24 protein-coding genes and 2 tRNA genes are annotated in these 23,357 nt (G+C 51.6%); 19 read left to right on the top strand and 7 right to left on the bottom strand.

Translation table 11 applies throughout. The annotated features are described in order from the left end of the window. Positions 1-15 precede the first annotated feature (15 nt). From lspA to ACE5KN_RS21760, 10 genes are all read left to right on the top strand, one after another. Positions 16-510, top strand: a complete 495-nt coding sequence (gene lspA, locus ACE5KN_RS21715; protein WP_375524049.1) for a signal peptidase II — start codon at positions 16-18, stop codon at positions 508-510. Beyond that, positions 503-1,468, top strand: a complete 966-nt coding sequence (locus ACE5KN_RS21720; RefSeq protein WP_375524050.1) for an RluA family pseudouridine synthase — start codon at positions 503-505, stop codon at positions 1,466-1,468. Before lspA ends, ACE5KN_RS21720 begins: the two co-directional genes overlap by 8 nt. Positions 1,469-1,935: 467 nt before the next feature. Beyond that, the gene (gene pyrR, locus ACE5KN_RS21725; RefSeq protein ID WP_375524051.1) at positions 1,936-2,502 is read left to right on the top strand and encodes a bifunctional pyr operon transcriptional regulator/uracil phosphoribosyltransferase PyrR; all 567 of its coding nucleotides are present in this window, start codon (positions 1,936-1,938) and stop codon (positions 2,500-2,502) included. Continuing rightward, the gene (locus tag ACE5KN_RS21730; RefSeq protein WP_375524052.1) at positions 2,499-3,416 is read left to right on the top strand and encodes an aspartate carbamoyltransferase catalytic subunit; all 918 of its coding nucleotides are present in this window, start codon (positions 2,499-2,501) and stop codon (positions 3,414-3,416) included. Before pyrR ends, ACE5KN_RS21730 begins: the two co-directional genes overlap by 4 nt. 48 nt (positions 3,417-3,464) lie before the next feature. Further along, positions 3,465-4,784: a dihydroorotase gene (gene pyrC, locus ACE5KN_RS21735; RefSeq protein ID WP_375524053.1), complete on the top strand. Its 1,320-nt coding sequence runs from the start codon at positions 3,465-3,467 to the stop codon at positions 4,782-4,784. Positions 4,785-4,835: 51 nt separating this feature from the next. Then, on the top strand, positions 4,836-5,972 hold the full coding sequence (gene carA, locus ACE5KN_RS21740) for a glutamine-hydrolyzing carbamoyl-phosphate synthase small subunit (RefSeq protein WP_375524054.1): 1,137 nt from the start codon (positions 4,836-4,838) through the stop codon (positions 5,970-5,972). 1 nt (position 5,973) lies between these two features. Continuing rightward, positions 5,974-9,192 carry a carbamoyl-phosphate synthase large subunit gene (gene carB / locus ACE5KN_RS21745; protein WP_375524055.1) on the top strand — a complete coding sequence of 1,073 codons (3,219 nt, stop codon included), beginning with the start codon at positions 5,974-5,976 and terminating at the stop codon, positions 9,190-9,192. Positions 9,193-9,303: 111 nt separating this feature from the next. After that, complete coding sequence (pyrF, locus tag ACE5KN_RS21750; protein WP_375524217.1) at positions 9,304-10,020, top strand: orotidine-5'-phosphate decarboxylase; 717 nt, start codon at positions 9,304-9,306, stop codon at positions 10,018-10,020. Then, complete coding sequence (pyrE, locus tag ACE5KN_RS21755) at positions 10,017-10,661, top strand: orotate phosphoribosyltransferase (protein WP_375524056.1); 645 nt, start codon at positions 10,017-10,019, stop codon at positions 10,659-10,661. The genes pyrF and pyrE overlap by 4 nt, the downstream gene beginning before the upstream one ends. Positions 10,662-10,786: 125 nt before the next feature. Then, positions 10,787-10,951 carry a hypothetical protein gene (locus tag ACE5KN_RS21760; protein WP_375353833.1) on the top strand — a complete coding sequence of 55 codons (165 nt, stop codon included), beginning with the start codon at positions 10,787-10,789 and terminating at the stop codon, positions 10,949-10,951. 194 nt (positions 10,952-11,145) lie between these two features. Here the strand turns inward: ACE5KN_RS21760 and ACE5KN_RS21765 are convergent. Beyond that, positions 11,146-11,219: transfer RNA gene (locus ACE5KN_RS21765), tRNA-Ile, on the bottom strand. A gap of 248 nt (positions 11,220-11,467) precedes the next feature. Between ACE5KN_RS21765 and ACE5KN_RS21770 the strand changes: the two genes are divergently transcribed. Beyond that, on the top strand, positions 11,468-11,620 hold the full coding sequence (locus ACE5KN_RS21770) for a hypothetical protein (protein ID WP_375524057.1): 153 nt from the start codon (positions 11,468-11,470) through the stop codon (positions 11,618-11,620). 216 nt (positions 11,621-11,836) lie between these two features. Here ACE5KN_RS21770 and ACE5KN_RS21775 read toward each other — a convergent pair whose 3' ends face one another. Continuing rightward, on the bottom strand, positions 11,837-12,046 hold the full coding sequence (locus ACE5KN_RS21775) for a hypothetical protein (protein ID WP_375524058.1): 210 nt from the start codon (positions 12,044-12,046) through the stop codon (positions 11,837-11,839). 129 nt (positions 12,047-12,175) lie between these two features. Then, complete coding sequence (locus ACE5KN_RS21780) at positions 12,176-12,334, bottom strand: asparagine synthase (RefSeq protein ID WP_375524059.1); 159 nt, start codon at positions 12,332-12,334, stop codon at positions 12,176-12,178. Between the two features lie 358 nt (positions 12,335-12,692). Here ACE5KN_RS21780 and ACE5KN_RS21785 point away from each other — a divergent pair. From ACE5KN_RS21785 to ACE5KN_RS21800, 4 genes are all read left to right on the top strand, one after another. Continuing rightward, positions 12,693-12,778, top strand: a tRNA-Leu gene (locus ACE5KN_RS21785). Between the two features lie 104 nt (positions 12,779-12,882). Continuing rightward, positions 12,883-13,551: a uracil-DNA glycosylase gene (locus ACE5KN_RS21790; RefSeq protein WP_375524060.1), complete on the top strand. Its 669-nt coding sequence runs from the start codon at positions 12,883-12,885 to the stop codon at positions 13,549-13,551. Between the two features lie 17 nt (positions 13,552-13,568). Next, entirely contained in the window at positions 13,569-13,979 is a 411-nt protein-coding gene (locus tag ACE5KN_RS21795) for a hypothetical protein (protein ID WP_375524061.1), read from the top strand. A gap of 139 nt (positions 13,980-14,118) precedes the next feature. After that, positions 14,119-16,005, top strand: a complete 1,887-nt coding sequence (locus tag ACE5KN_RS21800) for an Ig-like domain-containing protein (RefSeq protein WP_375524062.1) — start codon at positions 14,119-14,121, stop codon at positions 16,003-16,005. A gap of 72 nt (positions 16,006-16,077) precedes the next feature. Here ACE5KN_RS21800 and ACE5KN_RS21805 read toward each other — a convergent pair whose 3' ends face one another. Together ACE5KN_RS21805 and ACE5KN_RS21810 are read right to left on the bottom strand one after the other, a co-directional pair. Next, entirely contained in the window at positions 16,078-16,380 is a 303-nt protein-coding gene (locus ACE5KN_RS21805) for a hypothetical protein (protein WP_375524063.1), read from the bottom strand. Between the two features lie 576 nt (positions 16,381-16,956). Further along, the gene (locus tag ACE5KN_RS21810) at positions 16,957-17,145 is read right to left on the bottom strand and encodes a hypothetical protein (RefSeq protein ID WP_375524064.1); all 189 of its coding nucleotides are present in this window, start codon (positions 17,143-17,145) and stop codon (positions 16,957-16,959) included. A 211-nt stretch (positions 17,146-17,356) separates the two neighbouring features. On the opposite strand from ACE5KN_RS21810, the gene ACE5KN_RS21815 reads away from it, so the two are divergent. From ACE5KN_RS21815 to ACE5KN_RS21825, 3 genes are read left to right on the top strand one after another with little or no spacing between them, the layout of a single operon-like run. Beyond that, entirely contained in the window at positions 17,357-18,361 is a 1,005-nt protein-coding gene (locus ACE5KN_RS21815) for a FecCD family ABC transporter permease (protein ID WP_375524065.1), read from the top strand. After that, positions 18,362-19,381, top strand: a complete 1,020-nt coding sequence (locus ACE5KN_RS21820; protein WP_375524066.1) for a FecCD family ABC transporter permease — start codon at positions 18,362-18,364, stop codon at positions 19,379-19,381. A 20-nt stretch (positions 19,382-19,401) separates the two neighbouring features. After that, entirely contained in the window at positions 19,402-20,346 is a 945-nt protein-coding gene (locus ACE5KN_RS21825) for an ABC transporter substrate-binding protein (RefSeq protein WP_375524067.1), read from the top strand. Here the strand turns inward: ACE5KN_RS21825 and ACE5KN_RS21830 are convergent. Both ACE5KN_RS21830 and ACE5KN_RS21835 read right to left on the bottom strand, forming a co-directional pair. Beyond that, positions 20,336-20,662, bottom strand: a complete 327-nt coding sequence (locus ACE5KN_RS21830; protein ID WP_375524218.1) for a GNAT family N-acetyltransferase — start codon at positions 20,660-20,662, stop codon at positions 20,336-20,338. The two genes, ACE5KN_RS21825 and ACE5KN_RS21830, sit on opposite strands and share 11 nt — an antisense overlap. A 12-nt stretch (positions 20,663-20,674) precedes the next feature. Beyond that, positions 20,675-20,866 carry a hypothetical protein gene (locus ACE5KN_RS21835; protein ID WP_375524068.1) on the bottom strand — a complete coding sequence of 64 codons (192 nt, stop codon included), beginning with the start codon at positions 20,864-20,866 and terminating at the stop codon, positions 20,675-20,677. A 324-nt stretch (positions 20,867-21,190) separates the two neighbouring features. On the opposite strand from ACE5KN_RS21835, the gene ACE5KN_RS21840 reads away from it, so the two are divergent. Further along, positions 21,191-23,260 (top strand): bifunctional aldolase/short-chain dehydrogenase, encoded by a 2,070-nt coding sequence (locus ACE5KN_RS21840; RefSeq protein WP_375524069.1) that lies wholly within the window; start codon positions 21,191-21,193, stop codon positions 23,258-23,260. Positions 23,261-23,357 lie beyond the last annotated feature (97 nt).

Raw genomic sequence — 23,357 nt, forward strand, 5'->3', positions numbered from 1 at the left:
ATCGGAGTGACAACGGTGATTTATTATGTAGTGGCATTAATCGTATTTTTACTGGATCAGGGGACAAAATACCTGATTGCAACGAGGATGGAGCTGGGGGAGACGATTCCGGTCATCGGCAGCTTCTTTCAGATTACTTCGCACCGAAACCAGGGCGCCGCATTTGGCATCCTGCAGGGGCAGCGGGAGCTTTTCATTGTCATTACCGTGGTTGTCGTCATTGCGATTGTCTGGTATATGAGAAAAACGGTCCGCAACGGGCAGAAGCTGCTGCCATTCGGTTTGAGTCTCGTGCTGGGCGGAGCCATCGGCAATTTCCTGGACCGGGCTGTCGCCGGCGAAGTGGTGGATTTTGCGCGCTTTAATTTTGGCAGCTACACTTTTCCGATCTTTAATATAGCGGACTCCGCAATTGTAGTCGGGGTCGCGATCATCATACTGGATACTTTGCTGGATTCAAGACGGCAAAAAGAAAGCAGCGGCATGGAAGGAACGAACGGGAATGAATGAGGATTATAAATCTGACTTGTCCGATGAGTTGCAAGACAACGAAGGCGGGGAGCTGCTGGAATGGGTGGTGGATGCGGCAGCGGTCAAAACCCGCATCGATAAATATTTAGCCGACAGGATGACTGATGTGTCCAGATCCCAGATTCAGCTGTGGATTGGAGACGGGCGGGTGCTGGTGAATGGGGCGGCGGTGAAGGCGAACCACAAGCTGCTGGACAATGACCACATAGAGCTGAGCATACCTGAACCGGAAGGTGTGGAGATTGTTCCTGAGGATATACCGCTGGATGTGGTATACGAGGATTCGGACGTCATCGTGGTCAATAAACCGCGCGGACTGGTCGTGCATCCCGCTCCCGGACATGCTTCCGGCACACTGGTGAATGCGCTGATGTACCACTGCCGCGACCTGTCCGGCATCAATGGCGAGCTGCGGCCGGGAATTGTGCACCGTATTGACAAGGACACTTCCGGACTGCTGATGGCTGCCAAGAACGACAAGGCTCATGCTTCTCTGGCAGCCCAGCTCAAGGAGCACAGTGTAACCCGTAGGTATATAGCGCTCGTGCACGGTAATTTGAGCCATGATCAGGGCACGGTGGATGCGCCGATTGGCCGCGCTGCCGGGGACCGTAAAATGTTCACGGTGACGGACCGCAACAGCAAGCATGCCGTCACCCATTTTCTCGTGCTGGAAAGGTTCGGAGACTACACGCTGCTTGAGCTCAAGCTGGAAACTGGACGAACGCACCAGATTCGGGTCCACATGAAATTTATCGGACACCCGCTCGTGGGCGATCCCATGTATGGCCGCAGCAAAGGCATCCGTATGGACGGACAGGCGCTGCATGCTGCAATCTTGGGTTTTGTTCACCCGACTACCGGTGAATATCTCGAATTCAGCGCACCGCTTCCGCAGGATATGGAGGACGTGCTGGCCTCCCTGCGCAGCAGATAATATACAATCTTTATTTATGTTAATATTGTGTAAGAATTGAACTAAACCGCCTGTAAGGCGGTTTTTTTGTGCTTGTAGACAGCCATTAAAAATAAAAGTGGATAAATATGCAGATATATTGTATAATTATTAAAAAGCTTCCGGTCCCCGGCAGGCAAAGGTGTTGACAGTGAAAATTCTTTCTGTCATAATTTCGTGTAGATGCGATGAAATTTATCACACGAAATGTGATGATGAAGGAAATCTGAATAGCACCTTTAAATCAGTCCCGTGAGGCTGGCAAGGTAACGTGAATGGATCACTGAAGTGCTTCCGCTTCGGCGGTATGCCCTCAGTGTGTTCGAATGAGATCAGACGACAGCAGCAGACTGTCGATCAGGACTCCTTGCCAACCTGGGCAAGGAGTCTTTTTTGTATCCGTCACGGGACCAGATCTGGAGGGGACATAACCTGAGGAGGCTGGAAGCATGAGCAGCAATGAAATGCATGTACTGATGGATGAGCTGGCGATCCGCCGCGCTTTGACCCGGATAGCGCATGAAATTCTGGAGAAAAACAAAGGCATCAACGGTTGTGTGCTGGTAGGGATCCGCACGCGCGGAGTGTTTCTGGCCAAGCGGCTGGCAGCCAAAATTGAAGAAATCGAAGGAACGCCGATACCATGGGGCGAGCTCGACGTAACCCCTTATCGCGATGACCGCAGCGGCTCCGCCAGCGCGGATTGCAGCAAGCAGCTGACCATGAGTCCCCCCGATGTATCGGTGCATGACAAGAAGGTCATTTTATTCGACGATGTGCTGTATACGGGACGGACGATCCGTGCGGCCATGGATGCGTTAATGGATTGCGGCCGGCCGCAGATGATTCAGCTTGCGGTGCTGGCGGACCGCGGACACCGGGAACTGCCCATCCGCCCCGACTATATAGGTAAAAATATCCCCACCTCGAAAACGGAAGAAATCGTGGTCGCCTTGAAAGAAGCGGACGGCAAGGACGAAGTGACGATCATTCAGAACCGGGGTGAGCAGGCATGACAACAGCAGCAGCCAGCAAGTTGAAGGACCGCAGCCTGCTTGGGCTTAAAGATTTGAGCCGCAGCGAAATTGAAGCGATTCTCGATCGCGCGGCCTACTGGGAATCCCAGCCGCAGAAGCTCGTGCCTGTCCTGCAGTCCCGCTTTGCAGCCAACATGTTTTTCGAGAACAGCACACGCACACGCTTCTCCTTCGAAATGGCTCAGAAGCGCCTCGGGGCACAGGTGCTTAACTTTGCCGCAGCGGCATCCAGCGTAGCCAAGGGAGAGTCCATCTACGATACGGTGAGAACGCTCGAATCGATTGGCATTGATGCCGGGGTCATCCGGCTCAAACCGGCGGGTGTGCTGGAGCAGCTTGCGGAAAAGGTTAATGTGCCGCTTGTGAACGCGGGTGACGGCAACAATGAGCATCCGACACAGGCCTTGCTCGATCTGTACACGATGCGCAAATCGTTCGGAGAACTGAAAGGGCTGCGCGTATCCATCATCGGTGATGTGCTGCACAGCCGGGTGGCGCGCTCGAATCTGTGGGCTCTGCAAAAGTTCGGAGCACAGGTGAGCTTCTGCGCCCCGCCGAACATGCAGGCGCCGGAACTGGCGGGGGACGCTCCGTATGTAACGATGGAAGAAGCCCTGCAGGCGGATGTCGTTATGATGCTGAGGGTGCAGCTGGAGCGGCACGCGGAAGGCATGCTGAAGTCAGCGGAGAATTACCGTGAGCAATACGGGCTTACAGAGGAGAGAGCCTCCAGACTGGCTCCGGGCACGATTATCATGCATCCTGCACCGGTCAACCGGAATGTGGAGATTGACGATGCAGTCGTGGAGAGCGGACAGTCGCGGATCTTCCCGCAGATGGCTAACGGCGTTCCCATCCGCATGGCGGTTATGGAACGGGCGATGAAGCTGTAAGCAGGCCGGATGAGGAAGCACATTACCTGAAGCGGAGGGGAAAACAAAATGGCTCAGTTGATTACAAATGCAAGCGTACTGAACGAACAGGGGGAGCTTGAGCGCAAATCCATCCTGATTATAGATGGCAAGATTGCAGCAGTTGCGGATGCGGATGCCGGTTTGAGCATTCTGGTTGAATCCGGTACACCGATGGATGAACAAAAGGTTGAAACGATTGACGCCCAGGGCAAGCTGGTCATTCCAGGGCTGATTGACATGCACGTTCACCTCAGAGAGCCGGGCTTTGAACATAAAGAGACAATCGAAACCGGCAGCAGATCAGCAGTGAAAGGCGGGTTCACCACGATTGCCTGCATGCCGAATACACGCCCGGTGACCGACAATCCGGAAACGGTGCAGCTGGTGCTGAATAAGGCAGCGGAAGCCGGGCTGGCCAAAGTTCTGCCGTATGCGGCTATCACCAAAGGCGAACTGGGACGGGAGCTGACAGACTTTGAGGCGCTGAAAGAAGCTGGAGCTATCGGCTTTACGGATGACGGAGTTGGCGTGCAGAGCGCACAGATGATGAAGGATGCCATGTTCAAGGCGGCTGCTCTTGGAATGCCGGTGATCGCGCACTGCGAAGACAACACCTTGGTTGAAGGAGCGCCGGTGGCCGAAGGCGAGTTTGCCAGACGCCACGGACTGAAAGGCATTCCGAACGAATCGGAGGCCATTCATGTCGGCAGGGACATCCTGCTGGCTGAAGCGACGGGCGTGCATTACCATGTCTGCCATGTCAGCACGGAGCAATCCATCCGCCTGATCCGTCAGGCAAAAGAGATCGGAATCAACGTCACCGCTGAGGTTTGCCCTCACCATCTGCTGCTGTCCGAGGAAGATATCCCTGGGCTGGATGCCAACTGGAAAATGAATCCTCCCCTCCGTTCGACGCGGGATGTGCAGGCCTGCATTGAAGCGCTGCAGGACGGAACGATTGACATCATCGTCACGGACCATGCACCGCACAGTGAGGAGGAAAAGGCAAAAGGCATGCAGCTGGCACCGTTTGGCATCGTAGGTTTTGAAACTGCCTTTCCGCTGCTGTATACCCGGTTTGTGGCCACCGGAGCATGGACACTGGATTTTCTGGTGAAGCGCATGACTGCGGACCCGGCAAGAGTATTCGGTCTGGATGCCGGTCGTCTGGAAGAGGGGGCGTCTGCCGATCTCACCATGATCGACCTTGAAGGCGAGCAGGTGGTTGATCCGCAGACCTTTGAGTCCAAAGGCCGCAATACTCCTTTCACAGGCTGGAAGCTGAAGGGCTGGCCGGTGAAGACCTGGGTGGACGGGCGGCTCGTGTGGAGCGCAAATGTACAATAACGAACACATTGATCTGATCTATAAAGACAACATTTGAGGAGTGAGAACGGGATGCAGGCAAGATTATTGCTTCAAGACGGTACGCTGTTCACCGGCAAGGCATTCGGCGCGGACGGTGAAAAGACGGGTGAAGTCGTATTTAATACAGGGATTACAGGCTATCAAGAGGTGTTGACAGATCCATCGTACTGCGGCCAGATTGTCACGATGACGTATCCGCTGATCGGAAACTACGGAATTACGCGGGACGACTTTGAATCCGTGCGCCCTTACGTGCATGGCTTTGCGGTTCGCCGTTACGAGCCGGTGCCAAGCAACTGGCGCGCACAGTACAGCGTGGATGATCTGCTGAAGGAATACGGCATCGTCGGCATCAGCGATATCGATACCCGCATGCTTACCCGTATCATCCGTCATCATGGCACGATGAAGGGCATTCTTACAACCTCCTCCAAACCGGTTGAAGAACTGATGGAAATGATGAACGATACGACCATCGCCGAGCTGCGCAATCAGGTGCCGATGACTTCCACGCGCCACGTCTACAACAGCCCGGGAAGCAAAGAGCGGATCGTGCTGATTGACTACGGCGCCAAGAGCGGCATTCTGCGTGAGCTCAACAAGCGTGATTGCGACGTGGTGATCGTGCCGCATGATACGACGGCGGACGAAATCCGCAGGCTCAATCCGGACGGAATTCAGCTTTCGAACGGTCCCGGCGACCCGAAAGACGTTCCCCATGCGGTGAAAACCATCGCCGAGCTGCTTGGCGAATATCCGATGTTCGGCATCTGCCTCGGTCATCAGCTGTTCGCACTGGCCTCCGGCGCAGACACCGAGAAGCTGAAATTCGGCCATCGCGGAGGCAACCATCCCGTGAAGGAGCTTGAAAGCGGGCGCTGCTTCATCACATCGCAAAATCACGGCTACACGGTCAACGAAGAGTCCGTGCATGGTACAGATCTGGAAGTGACCCATATCAACAATAACGATAAGACCATTGAAGGTCTCAAACATAAGAAATATCCTGCCTTCTCGGTGCAGTACCATCCGGAAGCCGCACCGGGTCCGCAAGACAACAGCTACTTGTTCGACCGCTTCCTTGAGATGATCCGGGAGCACAAACAAAACCATCCGAAGCAGCCGCGCCAAGTCGTCATCGCTGCTGCCGGGAAAGGAGTCCGCTAATATGCCGAAGCATAAAGACCTCAAGAAAATACTGGTGATCGGTTCCGGACCGATCGTCATCGGCCAGGCGGCTGAATTTGATTATGCCGGAACCCAGGCATGCCAGGCGCTCAAGGAAGAAGGCGTGGAAGTCATCCTGATTAACAGCAACCCGGCAACCATCATGACGGACACCAACATGGCGGATAAAGTGTACATCGAGCCGATTACGCTGGAATTCGTGACACAAATCATCCGTCAGGAGCGTCCGGACGGCCTGCTGCCAACCCTCGGAGGGCAAACGGGTCTGAACATGGCGGTGGAGCTGGCCAGAGCGGGTGTCCTGGAAAGCGAGAACGTGAAGCTGCTCGGCACTCAGCTGAGCTCAATCGAAAAAGCGGAAGACCGCGATCTGTTCCGTGAGCTTATGCGTGAGCTGGAGCAGCCTGTGCCTGAAAGCACGATTGTGACCACCATGCAGGAAGCGCTGGATTTTGCCGCAGAAATCGGCTATCCGATCATCGTTCGTCCTGCCTACACGCTTGGCGGTACAGGCGGCGGCATCTGCGCGACGGAAGAAGAGCTGCGCGAAACAGTGGCCTCCGGCCTTCGTTACAGCCCGATCAACCAATGTCTGATCGAGAAAAGCATTGCTGGCATGAAGGAAGTCGAATACGAAGTCATGCGCGACAGCAACGACAACTGTATCGTCGTGTGTAATATGGAAAACTTCGATCCGGTAGGCGTTCATACCGGAGACAGCATCGTAGTGGCACCAAGCCAGACGCTGTCCGACCGTGAATACCAAATGCTGCGCTCGGCATCCTTGAAAATTATCCGCGCGCTCAACATTGAGGGCGGCTGCAACGTGCAGTTCGCGCTGGACCCTTACAGCTATCAATACTATGTAATTGAAGTCAATCCGCGCGTCAGCCGTTCGTCGGCACTGGCTTCCAAGGCAACCGGTTATCCGATCGCCAAAATGGCTGCCAAAATCGCGCTTGGTTATACGCTGGACGAAATCGTCAACCCGGTTACGGGACAGACCTATGCCTGCTTTGAACCAACGCTGGACTACATCGTAAGCAAAATTCCGCGCTGGCCGTTCGATAAATTCACGTCGGCGAACCGCAAGCTGGGCACGCAAATGAAAGCCACCGGCGAGGTGATGGCCATCGGCCGGACATTCGAGGAATCCATCCACAAGGCCGTAAGATCGCTCGAAATCGGCGTGAACCGCATCCATTTGAAAGGCGCCGAAGATCTCTCTGATGAGGTGCTGAAAAGCCGTCTCGTTAAAGCGGATGATGAGCGCATATTCCTTATTGCCGAAGCATTCCGCCGCGGTTACAGCCAGCAGGAGATTCAGGATCTGACGAAGGTGGATTGGTGGTTCCTGGATAAGATTGAAGGCATCGTCGGCTTCGAGAGCCGTATGGCTGAAGAGGCTGAATTGACTTATGAAACCTTGTACCAAGCGAAGCGTCTCGGTTTTACAGACAAGTCGATTGCGGAGGTGCGCGCGTCACGCCAACTTGGCGGAAGTTGTACTACAGAAGCGGAAGTTCGTGAATTCCGTCTGAGCCATAATCTGCGTCCTGTCTATAAAATGGTGGATACCTGCGCGGCAGAATTCGAGGCAACCACACCATATTATTACTCGACCTACGAAACAGAGAACGAGGTATCCGAGACCCGCAAAGAGAAAGTGGTTGTTTTGGGCTCCGGGCCAATCCGCATCGGTCAGGGTATCGAGTTCGATTATTCGACGGTGCACGCGGTATGGGCCATTCAGAAAGCCGGTTATGAAGCGGTGATCATTAACAACAACCCTGAGACGGTGTCCACAGATTTCAATACGTCCGACCGTCTCTACTTCGAGCCGCTTTTCTTCGAGGATGTCATGAACGTCATCGAACAGGAAAAACCGATCGGCGTTATCGTGCAGTTTGGCGGTCAAACGGCCATCAACCTGGCTGCACCGCTGAGCGCTGCAGGGGTAAAAATCCTTGGTACGGATCTGGCCAGCATTGATGAAGCGGAAGACCGTAAAAAGTTCGAAGCGCTGCTGTCCCGCCTCCGTATCGCTCAGCCGCAGGGCAGCACCGTTACTTCGGTGGATGAAGCGGTCGGAACGGCGCAGGGATTGGGCTATCCGGTGCTCGTGCGTCCTTCATACGTGCTCGGCGGACGCGCGATGGAAATTGTATACTCGGATGACGAGCTGCTTAGCTACATGAAGGAAGCCGTCAAAATCAACCCGGAGCATCCGGTGCTCATCGACCGTTACATGCTTGGCAAAGAGGTCGAAGTGGACGCCATCTGCGACGGGGAAACGGTTCTCGTTCCTGGCATCATGGAGCATGTCGAGCGGGCGGGGGTTCACTCCGGCGACTCGATCGCGGTATATCCTCCACAGCATCTGGACGAAAGCCTGAAGCAAAAAATTGTGGATATCACTATCAGCATCGCCAAAGAACTGAAAACAGTTGGACTGGTCAATATCCAGTTTGTTATCCATAACGATGAAGTATACGTTATCGAAGTGAATCCGCGCTCTTCCCGGACGGTGCCGTTCCTGAGCAAAGTGACCAACATCCCGATGGCGAATATTGCAACCCAGGCCATTCTTGGCGCGAAGCTGAAGGATATGGGCTACGAAGACGGGCTCTGGCCGGAAAGCGATCATGTGTCCGTCAAGGTGCCGGTATTCTCCTTCGCGAAGCTGCGCCGTGTGGAACCGACGCTGGGACCTGAAATGAAATCCACCGGCGAAGTGATGGGCCGAGATGTGAAATATGCGAAGGCTCTCTATAAAGGCCTTGTTGGTGCCGGCATGAAAATCCCGTCTACAGGAGCGATTATCGCCACCGTATCCGACAAGGATAAAGCGGAAGCGGTAGAGCTGCTGCGCGGCTTTTACAAGCTGGGCTACAAAATCATTGCCACCGGAGGCACAGCGGCAGCACTCGAGCAGGGCAGCATTCCGGTAACGATTGTGAACAAGCTGAGCGAGGGTACGCCAAACATTCTGGATCTGATTCGCACAGGCGAAGCCAACTTCGTATTCAATACGCTGACCAAAGGCAAAACTCCTGAGCGGGACGGCTTCCGTATCCGCCGTGAAGCGGTAGAGAACGGTGTCGTGTGCATGACGTCCCTGGATACGGTGCGCGCGCTGCTGGGCATGCTGGAGACGCTGAACTTCTCCTCGGAAGCCATGCCGGCACTGAGCCGCTAAGCTTCGGCAGCATCATCAAAAATTTTGCAAGGACATCTGACAGCTCCATGCTGAAGGATGTCCTTTATCACGGACGGGAGATGTGAGGTAGTGACGACGTTACCGCAGAGTATGGCTGAGCGCCTGATGGTTGCTCTTGATTATCCGGATGCGGACAAGGCGCGCAAGCTGGTGGAAAGCCTGCAGGGCATTCCCTGTTATATGAAGGTGGGCATGCAGCTTTTTTATGCGGCTGGTCCTGATTTTGTACGCGAGCTTAAAGATAAGGGATATTCTGTTTTCCTTGACTTGAAAATGCATGATATTCCAAATACGGTGCGCGGTGGAGCCGGCAGCATTACACGACTTGGTGTCGACATGTTTAACGTTCACGCAGCCGGTGGTTCCGCCATGATGCGTGCGGCCAGAGAAGGAGCTCAAGAGGTTGTGGAAGCAAATCCATCTTTGTCGCTGCCGCAGATCATCGCCGTGACCCAATTGACGAGCACGGATCAGCGCACGATGAATGAGGAACTCGGCATACCGGGTTCTGTGGAGGATGCGGTTGTAAGATATGCCCGACTGGCACAGGAAGCGGGGCTGCACGGGGTCGTCGCTTCTCCACTTGAAGTGCAGGCCATCGGAGCCGCCTGCGGACCGGATTTCCGGACGGTTACGCCCGGGATTCGTCCGGCCGGCAGCTCTGTCGGCGACCAGGCGCGTATTTTGACACCGGAACAGGCCATCGCGGGAGGCAGCAGCTATATTGTAGTAGGACGCCCGATAACAGGGGCAGCGGATCCAAGAACGGCTGCCGAGCAAATTATTGAGGAGATGATGAAGGCATGACGATATCATTGGCACAAATCCCTGAGCAAATTGCAGCACATCTGCTGCGCATCAAGGCGGTGGCCTTGCGGCCGCAGCAGCCTTTCACCTGGACGTCAGGCATCAAATCACCGATTTACTGCGATAACCGGCTGACGATGAGCTACCCGGAGGTGCGTGAGCTTATTGCGGACTCTTTCGCCACGGTGATCCGTGATCGTTATCCGGAGACTGAAGTCATTGCCGGGACGGCTACGGCTGGTATTCCACATGCGGCCTGGGTAGCGCAAAAGCTGAATCTTCCCATGGCCTACGTGCGCGATAAAGCGAAGGGACATGGCAAAGAGAATCAGATTGAAGGGTTGATCAAAGAAGGACAAAAGGTCATCGTCATCGAGGACCTGATCTCCACAGGCGGCAGCTCCATTAAGGCAGCAAAAGCGGTGGAGCAGGCAGGCGCAGCACCGCTGGCCGTGCTGGCCATTTTCAGCTACCAGCTGGATAAGGCGACTCAGGCTTTTGCCGAGGCCGGCGTCAAGCTGGAGAGCCTGTCCAACTATACCGCTCTTATGGAGGTTGCGCTCCGTGAGGGTACCATCCAGGAAAGCGAGCTTGAACTGCTCCGTTCCTGGAGACAGGATCCTTCTTCCTTCGGCCAATAAAACTATATGCTATTCCAGCCCGGCACCCGCCGGGCTTTTTTATGCTGCCTACGGATTGCCATGGACTAAATGAGCACGAATAGGGCACACTAAAGCAGGAAACTGACCTGGAAAGAGGGAGAGTCATGAGGTGGGTGTATTTCGGAAAATTGTATACAACCAAGTTTCAGGCGGGATGCCTTGCCAAACGGCTTGAGGAGGACGGCTGGATTTATGGCTATCACGATCCAAGAGCTGTTGAAGTGTATCAATCGAAAAAAGGGCGTTATGGTGTAAAATTCATTTTATAGGGTTTAAGAAGAGCAATGTGCAGCCGGAATCCCTGCAGCAGGGGTTCCGGGTAAAACCTCCCGGCATAAGCTTCATGAAAAAACAAGAAAAGAAGCGAATTGCGGTCTGTCTTCTGTGAAAGTACATTGATAGACGTTTTTCTTACAAAAAAAGAAAAACCCCAGCAAATTATGCAAGGATTTTTCTCTAAATATGGGCCCTGAGGGACTCGAACCCCCGACCAATCGGTTATGAGCCGACCGCTCTAACCAACTGAGCTAAGGGCCCTAAGTATGACTTACCGACTACAGAGTAAAGTAAACAGCGGCATTAATTAATATACAATATTATCTATTGTTCCGTCAAGCAATTTTTTTTGGAAATAAAAAAATTCTTAAGCGTGTTTTTGGGCCGGTGTACATGTCCCCCTTATTTGCGGAGGTATCTGATTTGGCAATATAATTTTTAAAAATGTGACTTAAGCTCTACATAATTACCCCTTAAATGTCGACATAGATCATAAGGAGGGGGTTCTGATGAACTGGAATGAACTGAAGCTGTTGGCAAGGCTGAAGGAGGCACGCCCTCAAGGAGAGGGCAGATTTGCGACCGGCATTCTTTGGGGAACACTCATTAGCATTATACTCTGGATTTCGATTATCGGCTGGATTATGGTGATATTCAAATAGTCTGTCAGGCTGTTTTATACATAATACGGAGTATCCATCAGGGTGAAAGCCGCTAAGCTGTAATGCTGAGCGGCTTTTTTGGAGTATAAGTTTCTTCGTTAAGTGAAGAAAAAAATTCTCAATCACAAGAAAAATCTCATCGAAAGAAAAACTACCTCCACACGCGTTAACGAGCACTGTTTTCTCTGAAGGTACGTCTGTAACATAACTTACGAATCAGCGCTGCTGAGCCTCAACATCTTTGGTGTTGTTTTTGCCGGTAAAATCGTCTCTGAGCTTGTCCATTCCTTTGCCTACCGCTTCATCAATCATATCGGTGGCCGCGGGCCTGTGCGGATCCATGTCCGGCAGACGATCAAAGCCAGGCTCTGTCTTCTCCAGATCATATTTGGATTGGGATGCTCCTTTTGGTTCGTTTGCAGTCATTTTAAATTCACCTCATCTTAAAAAAGTTTTATTATGTAAGAGTAAACCTGCCTCTTCTTCTTGAACCAACAGTTGAAAAAATGAAATAATACCGGAGGATGGGTTCATCCTCCGGGTGTTTTCAAACGATTACCGATGTTCGAACAAATCGATGGTGCCAAGCACCAGATGAGCGAGTCCGAATCCCAGGATGCCGCTGGCGGCCAGTTTGTATCTGCTTCCCAGCAAAGCTGCTCCTGAAGCTGTAACGACAGTTCCAAGCACGGCAGGTACCAACCCTTCACGCATTCGTAACACCCCTTGCGGTATAGTTTGAAAGACGTTTTTAGTGTACGCATACTTTAAGGGCTCCATCCAGATAAACAGATAAATTTTGAAAAAAACAGGACAGCTCATAAGCTGCCCAGGTTGACGTATGCGAAACGAAATTGCTTCTTTCCCCATTCTCTAGGGTTATTTGTCGCACCATATTACTCTTGATTAAAATTTTTCAAAATAACTCTTTACAAATCACTAAAAAAAGCGTAATATATCCTAGTGACCCTCACGAACAGGTCTATGATCACACGAGGTAAATATCCATCTAACGAATGCATTGTTCCTCGGATGTTGCTGATCGTGAAACGCTGAAAAAAGCGGTTGATAAGCCGGGGTGGCGGAATTGGCAGACGCACAGGACTTAAAATCCTGCGGTAGGTGACTACCGTACCGGTTCGAGCCCGGTCCTCGGCATTAACACAGTAATTAACAGAAATAGGCTGGCTCCGGATTAAGGAGTCGGCCTATTTTCATCTTTGGAGAAATTGGGAATTTTTTTCAACAGGGAGGGGAAACGGGTGTTTGGAAACGACTGGGATGAAACGCTCAAAGAGGAAGTGGAGAAGCCTTATTTTAATGATTTAAGATACAAGCTCGCGAGGGAATATAAACAGTACGAGGTCTATCCGCCCAAGGAGGATCTGTTCTCGGCGCTCAAGCTGACATCGTACAGCGGAACGAAAGCCGTCATTCTCGGGCAGGACCCGTATCACGGGCCCGGACAAGCCCACGGATTAAGTTTTTCCGTCAGACCGGGGGTAAGAGTGCCTCCGTCTTTGCAAAATATTTATAAAGAGCTGCACAGTGATCTCGGAGTGTCGGTTCCCAATCATGGTTATTTGGTGCATTGGGCGGAAGAAGGGGTGCTGATGCTGAACAACGTGCTGACAGTACGGCGCGGCCAGCCGCAATCCCATCAGGGGATCGGGTGGGAGCGGTTTACGGATGCGGTCATCGAGGCGCTTAACCAACGGTCTCAGCCTGCTGTTTTTATCCTGTGGGGAAGCCATGCGCAGAAGAAAGGCGCATTTATTGACAAGAGTAAGCATCTGGTGATCGAATCGAGCCATCCCAGCCCTTTTGCCGCACACAGAGGCTTTTTTGGAAGCAGACCTTTTTCACGCACGAATGCGTTTTTGACAGAACACGGTATGCAGCCGATTGATTGGGCCATACCGAATCGCTGACATCCGGAGGTGACGGCATGCGACAATGGATTGGACGTCAGGTCATTGTGCATTATGAGAATGATGGAATGATGCAGGTGCGGGGAACCGTGGAACGAATGAATTATACGGACAAAAGTCTGATCCTTGGCCCCGGAATGCAGTCGATTCCTTTCGAGAGGATCAGCATCATACAGCCCTTACATACAGACAGCAGGAACCGTTCCCGTGCGAAGCTGCATTCCGTAGGCTACATCATGACAGACATGCTGCAGTTTGACAATGCCGTATATTTTCAATCCGCCGTCACTGTCTGGCAGGGAGAACGGCTCATTGCTTATAATTCGAGCGTCCGGAGCCATGACCGGGATTTTGTCATAATGACTGACGGACGAAAATTAAGCAAGAAAGACTATACATTCGTAGTCCGCTCTTTACGCGGTTGTTGAAAATATGCTCAATTATGAAATTTTAATGGTAATTTAACCCTAATTTTAATAAAAGTCTTCAAAAAAGCATGCTTCCTTCCGATAATAAGTATTGGGATTTTTATCCTAAATCAGTGAAAGATGAAAAGGAGAGAAGTGCATGGAAGCTGCAGGCAGGCGATGTGCCTATTTACTCGCTGCACTGCTGCTGTTTCTGACCGTCTATCCGGCGGGGGTTGTCCGCGCGGCGGGAACGGATACGGCGGCATTGGAGTGGAGCAGTCAGGTGCCGGATGAATGGATTGCAGGGGGAGAGGCGGTTCAGCTGAAAATAGCGGCCGTCGACAATTCGGCTAACAAGACGGATGTTACCGCAGAGGCTGAATGGACGTCCAGCAACAGCGGGGTTGCCAAGGTGGTGAATGGACTGGTTACACCGCTTTCCGAAGGAACGGCCAGAATCACCGTGTATTGGAACAGTGAAACCCTGGCGCTCAACATTAAGGTCAAAGCCCGCTATACAAAGCTGACATTGGAGCCTTCCGGTAAAATTAATCTGCTGACTGGCGGTCAAGGGGAACAATTGAAGGTAACGGGCGTGCTTGCATCAGGCAAGACGGAAACTCCTTCAGGAGTAAGCTGGAGCTCATCCGAAACATCGGTGGCAACGGTGGAAAACGGTCTGGTTAAGCCTGTTGCTAAAGGTGTGGCATACATATCAGCCCGTGCAGAGGGGCTCAGCACCCGGATTACAGTGTATGTGCGTTCATCATCCCAGGCGCTTTTATTAAGTGAAACGGGGAGCCTGTCCATGTTCCTGGGCGGATCCTCGCAAAAACTGAAAGCGACGGACGTCTCCCTTACCGGAGCGAAAACGGATGTAACGAATAAGGCGGAATGGAGCAGCTCCGACCCGCTTGTACTGTCGGTAAATGAAGGGGTTATCACCCCAAAGGCAGCCGGCAAGTCAACGATTAAAGTATCCTACAATGGATACAGCAAAAGTGTTAAGGTAACCGTGCTGCCAACCATCGACCGTCTTGTGGCCAGCAAAACCAGCTTGCCGATCACTATGGGCAGCAAAGCGTCCCTTCCAAGCATCTCCGCTTATTTTGCGGACGGCTCCAAACGGAGTGTGACTTCTGACGTTACCTGGTCAGTCGGCAACACATCTGTGGCCAAGCTGGAGAACGGCAAGCTGGTCGCTGCTGCTCCGGGAACAACAAATCTGACCGCTTCCGCAGGCGGAAAGCAGCTGCAAATCCCGGTGACCGTGCAGTATAAAGTAACCAAGCTTACGGTTTCACAAGCCAAATATACGCTGACTGCAGGGCAGGAAGCTTCTCTGCCGACCGTCAAGGCCCAGCTTGCCAACGGGTCCTCCAAGGATATCAGCAATGAAGTATCATGGGTCGCTTCCAACGCGAAAGTAACCGTTAAGGACGGCAAGATCAAAGCGGTTAGCAAGGGGACTGCAACGGTCAAGGCAATGTATATGGGGAAATACGTGAAGGCTTCCGTAAAAGTAGAGCCTGTCATTCAGAGCCTCTCGTCCAGTTCGGCCAATGTGGAGCTGAATCTGAAGAAGAGCAAGGGAATTAAAGTGACCGGCGTATTTACAGACGGTTCATCAGCCAATCTGACCCAAAGCATGAAGTGGACGACGTCCAACGCAGGGGTAGCGACTATAAAAGGCTCTACGATCAAGGCTGTCGGCTTTGGTACCGCCACCCTGACGGGGACATACCAGGATAAGAGCGTGCAGATTCAGGTAACTGTGTCCACCAAGCTGGAGAAGCTGATCATCAGCAGCAAGAAAGTGAATCTTGCTCCCGGAGCAAGCCAGAGGCTGACGGTGACGGCAAAGTATGATAATGGGAGCAGCAAAAATGTAACCGATGCGGCCGCTTGGACTTCAAGCAAAACGGGCGTCGCTACGGTAAACGGCGGTAATGTTCGAGCGATTGCCAAGGGAAGTTCCACGGTAAAAGCTTCCTACAGCGGGAAGTATGTAACCGCTGCTGTTAAAGTCAGTGCAACCAAGTAGAAAAAATAAGCATACTGTATTAAGGTAAAAAATAAAGCCCGTGGCGTATATGCCAGGGCTTTTTCTTGTATATTACTCTACGCCATCCTTGAAATGGTTGGTCCAGTGCTTGTCGCCTTTATGCATAAAATCTTCGACTGTTCTTTCCAGTGTCAACACCAGCTGTTTTTTAATATCATTGATCGTCTCGCGGAACAGAGCTTCTTCCTGGCCGTTGATTTTTTCTCCGTACAGTGCCTGAGAAGCTACGAACAGACGGTGCTGCTCAACAAATTGATCAATGGATTCCAGGGCATGCTCGACATAATGAGAAATGCCTTGATGTTCACATGGAAGCAAAGATTTTAATTCCTGCACTCTTGTAATGGTTGTCATATGTCTTCACCTTCCAGCCGAATTATTATGTAAATAATTATACATCGTTTTCGGGAATTTTTCATCAATAAAATTGATTTTTGTGATGTTTTTCATTTCCAACTGGAAGGTATGCCGGATCTTAAGCCTTGCATCTCTGCTTGTTTCGCTGTAAAAAGGGATGGGAATAGAAAAGGTGAAAAAATATTGGTGCTGCAAGCGCGGAAGGTTGGATAAGGGCATTCCTGAACAGGATGCCCGCAGCATGCAACGACAGCTTCAGAAGGGCGGTATGATGATGAAAATAGACTGCGGGAGCGAGAAACGATACCGCCCGCTCTGTGTTCCAAAAGCATCAAGCTTACAATTAGCCGAGCATTCCGTAACGATATGTGCTGTTTTATTTATTGTTATGCGCTAATGGTATTTTGGGGAAAGATGCATGTTATAATAACGGAAAGCTTAGGAAAGGTTGCCTGGTGTACATGAAGCTGTTTAAAGGCTTGTTCTGGGGGTTATGCATTAGCCTGGTGCTCTGGTGTGCCCTTATCGGGCTGATTTGGTGGCTTCAGCATTAACGGAATTCCCGGAATACCTCTAGACAATCACTCTTGTGACTTTCTCGACATCTCTTACGGATACGGTATGCACGTTTTTATCATCATACAGATTGAAAGCTGAAGCGTCCGGCAAAAGTTTGGGCCACCCCAGCAGGATGCTTCCATCAAGCAGTTTGACGATTACAGCCTGCGGTTTCTCCAAAGCTTTTTTTATTTCATCATTCATACAATTTGAAACCTCCTTATATTCTATTTTTCGTCGGCTTGCTCCTAATAGTTTATAGGTATATGCCTAAAATATTAAAATTTAAAATTGCTTTCTCTTCATTAAATTGCAAAAAAATGATTGTTAAGTTGTTTAATATAGTGTAATATTTATAATCGTCAAATGATAATGATTATCAATATTAACGTAGGAGGGCTGGCTTGCATAACCAATGATCCGGAGCAAATTTTACATAACCCTCTTATGGTTTTTATTCTCCTGCGCAGTATTGGCGATCACCATACTGGCCGCCGTATCATTCGGGGCCAAGGAAGCGGATTTGGCTGCGGTGTGGTCGGCTGTGTTTTTTTATGATCCCTCGATAACACTTCATACCGTTATTCATGATCTGCGGCTTCCGCGCGTCCTCGGAGCTGCAATCACGGGTGCGGCCTTTGCGACTGCCGGTGCGCTGATGCAGGGAGTGACACGGAATCCGTTGGCAGACACGGGGGTACTGGGCATCAACGCTGGCGCGGCTTGTGCCGTTGCGATCAGCTTTGCGCTGGCTCCGGGTATATCTTACTCCGCGCTGATGGGCATATCCTTTGCGGGCGCAGCGCTCAGCACGCTGTTTATTATGCTGCTCGCTTTATCAACGAAGGGCGGGCTTACTTCTTTGAGGCTGACAATTGCCGGCTCTGTCGTTGCCGCAATGCTTCATTCCTTGAGCACAGGTATTGCGATCTATTTTGATCTGAGCCAGGATTTGGCTTTTTGGTATGCAGGAGGAGTCGCCGGTGTCAGATGGGAGCATCTTCGCATCCTTGTTCCGCTAGTTGCTCTAACTCTGCTGTTTTCCTGTACGATCAGCAGGCAGGTCAACTTTCTGTCACTGGGCGAGGAGACAGCTGCCAATTTGGGCGTTAAAACCGGCAGGGTGAGGTTTATGGCCTTGGCGGCAGTTATTGTTCTGGCAGGGGCTTCTGTATCTGTTGTAGGCTCGATCAGCTTCATTGGACTTGTCGTGCCTCATATGGTGCGCCGGTTTGTCGGTGTAGATTACAGATTACTGGTGCCGATGTCGGGAATATGGGGGGCGATCCTGCTCATCTGGGCCGATTTTGCGTCACGTATGGTCAATCCGCCGAGAGAATTTGCCATTGGCGCCATGGTCGCCGTTGTCGGCGTTCCTTTCTTCCTGTATCTGGCCCGGCAGGAAAGGAGGGAGCTGTAGATGAGGCAGGTGGAAAAAAGAAGAACCTTCAGGGCGGTAGCCGTGTGCCTCATCCTTCTGCTGGCTGCTTTGATTGTCATCATCATCAGCTTGAACACGGGCACGATCCGGATTGCTCCAATGGAAGTCTTTCACGTGTTGTTTGGCGGAGGGACAGAGACAGATCAGCTGGTTCTGTTCGAGTACAGGCTGCCGCGCATTCTCGTTACAATGCTGGCCGGGATCGGTCTGGGCACGGCTGGAGCAGTGCTGCAGGGGATCTCGCGCAACTCGCTGGCAGACCCGGGCATTCTGGGGCTAAATGCGGGAGCCGCATTTGGCCTGATTGTATTTGTTTCCTTCTTCAGGACGATGGAAGGCCCCGTCACATTGCTGATTCCGCTGTTCACCTTTGCAGCCGGCATGCTGACGGCCGTGGTGATCATGCTGCTGGCCTACGACCGGTTCAAGGGCCTGGTCCCGATACGGCTGCTCCTCGTAGGAATAGCCATCGAGGCAGGGATTAGCGCTGTTACCTTGTTCCTGTCCTTAAGACTGGACGAGGATACCTATTCATTCACTGCACGCTGGCTGGCGGGCAGCGTATGGGGGAGAGACTGGGTTCATGTATTGGCGCTGCTCCCTTGGATCGCAATTCTGGTCCCGCTCTGTTACGCACGGTCGCGAACGCTTGATCTGTTCACACTGGGGGATGAATTGGCATCAGGAATAGGCAGCCGTGTCAATCGGAGCCGTATCGTGCTGCTGATGATGGCGGTTGCCGTTTCGTGTGCCAGCGTGGCGATGACGGGAAGCATTGGCTTTATCGGGCTGATCGCCCCTCACATCGCCAGACGGCTCGCCGGACCGCGGCATGCCCATTTCCTGCCTGCTTCCGCCTTGACAGGGCTTGTTATTCTGGTTACCGCCGATACGGTGGGACGTTCCATCTTCACACCAAACGCCGTTCCGGCCGGAGTCGTCGTAGCTGCCATCGGCGGGCCTTATTTCTTATATTTACTTCTTATGACCAAATCATAATACCGGAGGAACTCAAAGACATGAAAAAAATGCTGCTGACCTTTCTCGGTCTGACTTTAATCCTGATGCTGTCCGCCTGCGGCCAATCAGCGCAGTCGCAAAGCCCCAGCAATGGCGATGCTGCAGGCTCAAACGCCGCTGCCGGAACGGAGACGGAAACTCATTCTGCAGACGCCGTTATTGCTTCTCTTTCCATCCATATTACGAATAATTTGCTTGCGCTCGGCATTAAGCCAGCCGGTTCTGTCGTTGGCGGAGATGTGAAGGATTTCTTGCCGCATGTGGCGGACATGCTGCAGGGCACCGCCAAGCTGGGAGTCGCTTCAGATCCTGATATGGAGTCCGTGCTGGCGCTCAAGCCTGACGTCATCTATGTGGATAAAGAATTTGGCGGCAAAGATCTGGCCGACTATGAAAAAATCGCTCCTACCATCAGCATTGATATGGACTCAGGCACATGGCGAGATCACCTGAACCGGATTGCGAAGATTGTAGGGAAGGAAGCGGAAGCGAAAGCTTTTATCGAGGAGTATGACAAGAAAGCGCAAGAGGTAAGCCAGCTGATCCACAGCGAGCTTGGGGCAGACGCCAAGGTGATGGCGATCCGGATGACAGCGAAGGAGCTGCGCGTAATGGGCATGAAGCGTCCGGTAGGCCCTATTATGTACGACGATCTTAAATTGACTCCTCCCGATCAAGTAAAACAAATCACGGACGAGCCTTACCAGGTGATTTCGCAGGAAGTGCTGCCTGATTATGATGCGGACGCCATTTTTGTCATCATCAGCAAGGGTGAAGAAGCGAAAACAAAATTTGAAGAGCTTGAGAAAAACCCGGTGTGGAAAACGCTCAAGGCGGTCAAAAATAACCACGTCTACATTCTGGACGGACAAAAATGGCTTGATTATTCCTCGCTCGGCCATCGCATGGCGCTGGATGACGCCGAAAAGCTGTTCACGAAATAAAACGGAAAAATGTTACTGCCAGCAAAGCTGCTGTACTGCCGGTCACGGCATTTCTGCAGCTTTGCTTTTTATTTTCAATCAGAACTGAAGCATTCTTTAATCGCAAGAAAACAAAATGAAAGCCGGATTTTTGAATAACTCTGTTTGAACCTGTGTTTCTCTTTTTCGCTACTGCATTAAGCACATCAATGTTGGTTTTTTCAAACAAATAATTAGTCAGACCTTGAGCTGCCTGTGTTGTAAAACCTTTATTTATATGCTGGTTGGACAAGGCGAACATGATTTCTCTGTTAGGAGGGGGCAGTTCATCTTTTATTCCGGAACAACACTATCCAATAAACTCACCGCTTTCTTTCAAAAGAATACCTAAACGCAGACGGAGCTCTTTAATATCCCCATTCTCTGTGACGGCTTTGAAAAACTGTTTATTTTCCGGGATTTCGTATTTTAAAAGCCAGTCTAAGCGCTGCTCTCTTGGCACATTCCAATCGGGTAAATACTTCAGCACTTCGATAATCACATTGGTCTCCTTTAACTTAATTCATCCGGTATTTTCTGGATTCAAACCAAGCTCAATATAACATCATTCCATAATCACACCCTTGATCCAAGAGGGATTTTTTTCAAATGGACTAACTTCTCTACATCATATTCCAAAAATAAAACACCACATAAAGAATATTTTCACAATTGCGATAATCGATAGGAGTTATTTTTATTGAGAACTCTCTTTATTTATTTTTGAATTATTTTGTTATTTTCTATTTTCAAAAGTAAACAAAGATGTTATAGTCATATCAAATGCTTGATAACGATTACAAAACAGATATTCGGAGGTATAATCATGGTACAGAGCTTATGGGACTCATCTAAAGCATACGAAATTCCGGAGGGGCTGGAGCAGCTGGTATACCGTTCCAACCTGATCGGCACGGACCGCCGGGTATGCAACTGGGGCGGGGGCAATACATCCAGCAAAACAGTTATCCGCGATTTCCGCGGCCGAGAAGTTGAAGTGATGTATGTCAAGGGAAGCGGCTCCGATTTGGCCACCATGAAAGCAAACAATTTTACAGGTCTGCGCATGGAGGATATCCGTCCCTTGTTTGAGCGGGATGAAATGTCTGACGAAGAGATGGTTGCTTACCTTGCTAACTGCATGGTGGACGCCAAGCATCCGCGCGCTTCGATCGAGACGCTGCTGCATGCCTTTCTTCCGTTCAAGCATGTGGATCATACGCATCCGGACGCGATTATAAGCATTTGCTGCGCGGATAATGGCCGCGAGGTTGCCACGGAAATATTCGGAGACCGGTTTGTATGGGTGCCGTATGTAAGACCAGGTTTTACACTGTCCAAAATGATCGCCCAGGGTGTGCTGGATAACCCGAAGGCTGAGCTGGTATTAATGGAGAAGCACGGGCTCGTAACCTGGGGAGACACCTCGGAAGCGTGTTATGCCAAGACAATTCAGATCATTAACGAAGCCGAGAGCTATATCGAAGGGCGTGTTGATGAAGAAAAGCTGTTTGGCGGCAGACAGCATGCGGTATTGTCAGCCGAGGACCGCAGACGCATTGCCGGGCAGATTTTGCCGTCCGTTCGCGGAGCAGTCGGTGACGAGAAGAAAATGATTCTTACCTTTGACGATGAAGAGGATGTGCTGCAGTTTGTCTGCAGTCGTGATGCGGCAGAGCTTTCCCTGGTCGGTGCGGCCTGTCCGGATCATCTTGTACATACCAAGGTGGTGCCTCTGTATATCCACTGGACGCCGGACGCCGCAGATATAGAAGGACTAAAAAAGCTGCTGGTTGAAGGCATTGCGGCATATAAAGAACAGTATAAAGCTTATTTTGAACGCAACAAAAATGAAGGTGACGTCATGTTCGAAGCCGCTCCGCGCGTCATTCTCATACCGGGGCTTGGCATGATCAACACGGGCAAAAGCCGGGTCAACTCCAAAGTCAGCGGCGCTTTGTATCACAGAGCCATCGCGGTCATGCGCGGTGCAACTGTCCTGGGAAGCTTCGTTTCCTTAAGCGAAAATGAATCCTACAATGTGGAATACTGGCCGCTTGAGCTGTATAAGCTGTCCCTGGCTCCTGCGGAAGCGGAATTTTCCCGTAAAGTCGCTTTTATTACCGGCGGCGCCGGAGGTATTGGCAGTGAGACCGCACGCCGGCTTGTCGAGGAAGGTGCGCATGTCGTGCTGGCCGACCTCAATCTGGAGGGAGCCGAGAAGGTGGCGGCTGACATTAACACCAAGTACGGGGAAATGAGAGCACTCGCTGTTAAGATGGACGTCACGGATGAGGAGCAGGTAAAGGCAGCGTACGCAGCAGCCTCGCTTGCGTATGGCGGGGTGGATATTATCGTCAACAATGCGGGGCTGGCAACCTCAAGCCCGTTTGATGAGACCTCATTAAAAGAATGGAATCTCAATATCAACGTGTTGGGCACAGGTTATTTCCTGGTGGCACGAGAAGCGTTCAAGCTGATGAAGGAGCAGGCGCTGGGTGGAAGCATGGTGTTCGTAGGCTCCAAAAACTCCGTCTATGCAGGCAAAAACGCAACGGCTTACAGCTCCGTCAAAGCGCTGGAGGCGCACCTGGCCCGCTGTATCGCGGCGGAAGGCGGGGAGTATGGAATCCGGGTCAATACGATTCTTCCGGATGCCATCCTGCAGGGCTCCGCAATCTGGAATTCCAATTGGCGCAATGAACGGGCAGCAGCCTACGGCATTGAGCCTGACCAGCTTGAAGAGTACTACCGGAAGCGGACGACGCTCCTGGTCAATATTTATCCGCGCGATATCGCGGAGGGCATTGCTTTCTTTGCCTCATCCAGGGCGGAGAAGACAACCGGCTGTATGCTGACTATCGACGGCGGCGTGCCGGCGGCGTTTACCCGCTGAGCAGTCACGGGTGAAAGGCGCAAATACATCCTTGCACCGGCGGTTGACGCGCTTCGGTTGCTGAAACCGCCGGACAGCTGATTTAATATTACGAAAA

It is taken from the genome of Paenibacillus terreus, from assembly GCF_042138595.1.
Classification (GTDB): Bacteria; Bacillota; Bacilli; order Paenibacillales; family Paenibacillaceae; genus Paenibacillus; species Paenibacillus terreus.

Coding starts and splice junctions, on each gene's coding strand:
- ACE5KN_RS21720 (WP_375524050.1), top strand. CDS start 503: ATGAATGAGGATTATAAATCTGACTTGTCCGATGAGTTGCAAGACAAC.
- pyrR (WP_375524051.1), top strand. CDS start 1,936: ATGAGCAGCAATGAAATGCATGTACTGATGGATGAGCTGGCGATCCGC.
- ACE5KN_RS21730 (WP_375524052.1), top strand. CDS start 2,499: ATGACAACAGCAGCAGCCAGCAAGTTGAAGGACCGCAGCCTGCTTGGG.
- pyrC (WP_375524053.1), top strand. CDS start 3,465: ATGGCTCAGTTGATTACAAATGCAAGCGTACTGAACGAACAGGGGGAG.
- carA (WP_375524054.1), top strand. CDS start 4,836: ATGCAGGCAAGATTATTGCTTCAAGACGGTACGCTGTTCACCGGCAAG.
- carB (WP_375524055.1), top strand. CDS start 5,974: ATGCCGAAGCATAAAGACCTCAAGAAAATACTGGTGATCGGTTCCGGA.
- pyrF (WP_375524217.1), top strand. CDS start 9,304: ATGGCTGAGCGCCTGATGGTTGCTCTTGATTATCCGGATGCGGACAAG.
- pyrE (WP_375524056.1), top strand. CDS start 10,017: ATGACGATATCATTGGCACAAATCCCTGAGCAAATTGCAGCACATCTG.
- ACE5KN_RS21760 (WP_375353833.1), top strand. CDS start 10,787: ATGAGGTGGGTGTATTTCGGAAAATTGTATACAACCAAGTTTCAGGCG.
- ACE5KN_RS21770 (WP_375524057.1), top strand. CDS start 11,468: ATGAACTGGAATGAACTGAAGCTGTTGGCAAGGCTGAAGGAGGCACGC.
- ACE5KN_RS21775 (WP_375524058.1), bottom strand. CDS start 12,046: ATGACTGCAAACGAACCAAAAGGAGCATCCCAATCCAAATATGATCTG.
- ACE5KN_RS21780 (WP_375524059.1), bottom strand. CDS start 12,334: ATGCGTGAAGGGTTGGTACCTGCCGTGCTTGGAACTGTCGTTACAGCT.
- ACE5KN_RS21795 (WP_375524061.1), top strand. CDS start 13,569: ATGCGACAATGGATTGGACGTCAGGTCATTGTGCATTATGAGAATGAT.
- ACE5KN_RS21800 (WP_375524062.1), top strand. CDS start 14,119: ATGGAAGCTGCAGGCAGGCGATGTGCCTATTTACTCGCTGCACTGCTG.
- ACE5KN_RS21805 (WP_375524063.1), bottom strand. CDS start 16,380: ATGACAACCATTACAAGAGTGCAGGAATTAAAATCTTTGCTTCCATGT.
- ACE5KN_RS21810 (WP_375524064.1), bottom strand. CDS start 17,145: ATGAATGATGAAATAAAAAAAGCTTTGGAGAAACCGCAGGCTGTAATC.
- ACE5KN_RS21815 (WP_375524065.1), top strand. CDS start 17,357: ATGATCCGGAGCAAATTTTACATAACCCTCTTATGGTTTTTATTCTCC.
- ACE5KN_RS21820 (WP_375524066.1), top strand. CDS start 18,362: ATGAGGCAGGTGGAAAAAAGAAGAACCTTCAGGGCGGTAGCCGTGTGC.
- ACE5KN_RS21825 (WP_375524067.1), top strand. CDS start 19,402: ATGAAAAAAATGCTGCTGACCTTTCTCGGTCTGACTTTAATCCTGATG.
- ACE5KN_RS21840 (WP_375524069.1), top strand. CDS start 21,191: ATGGTACAGAGCTTATGGGACTCATCTAAAGCATACGAAATTCCGGAG.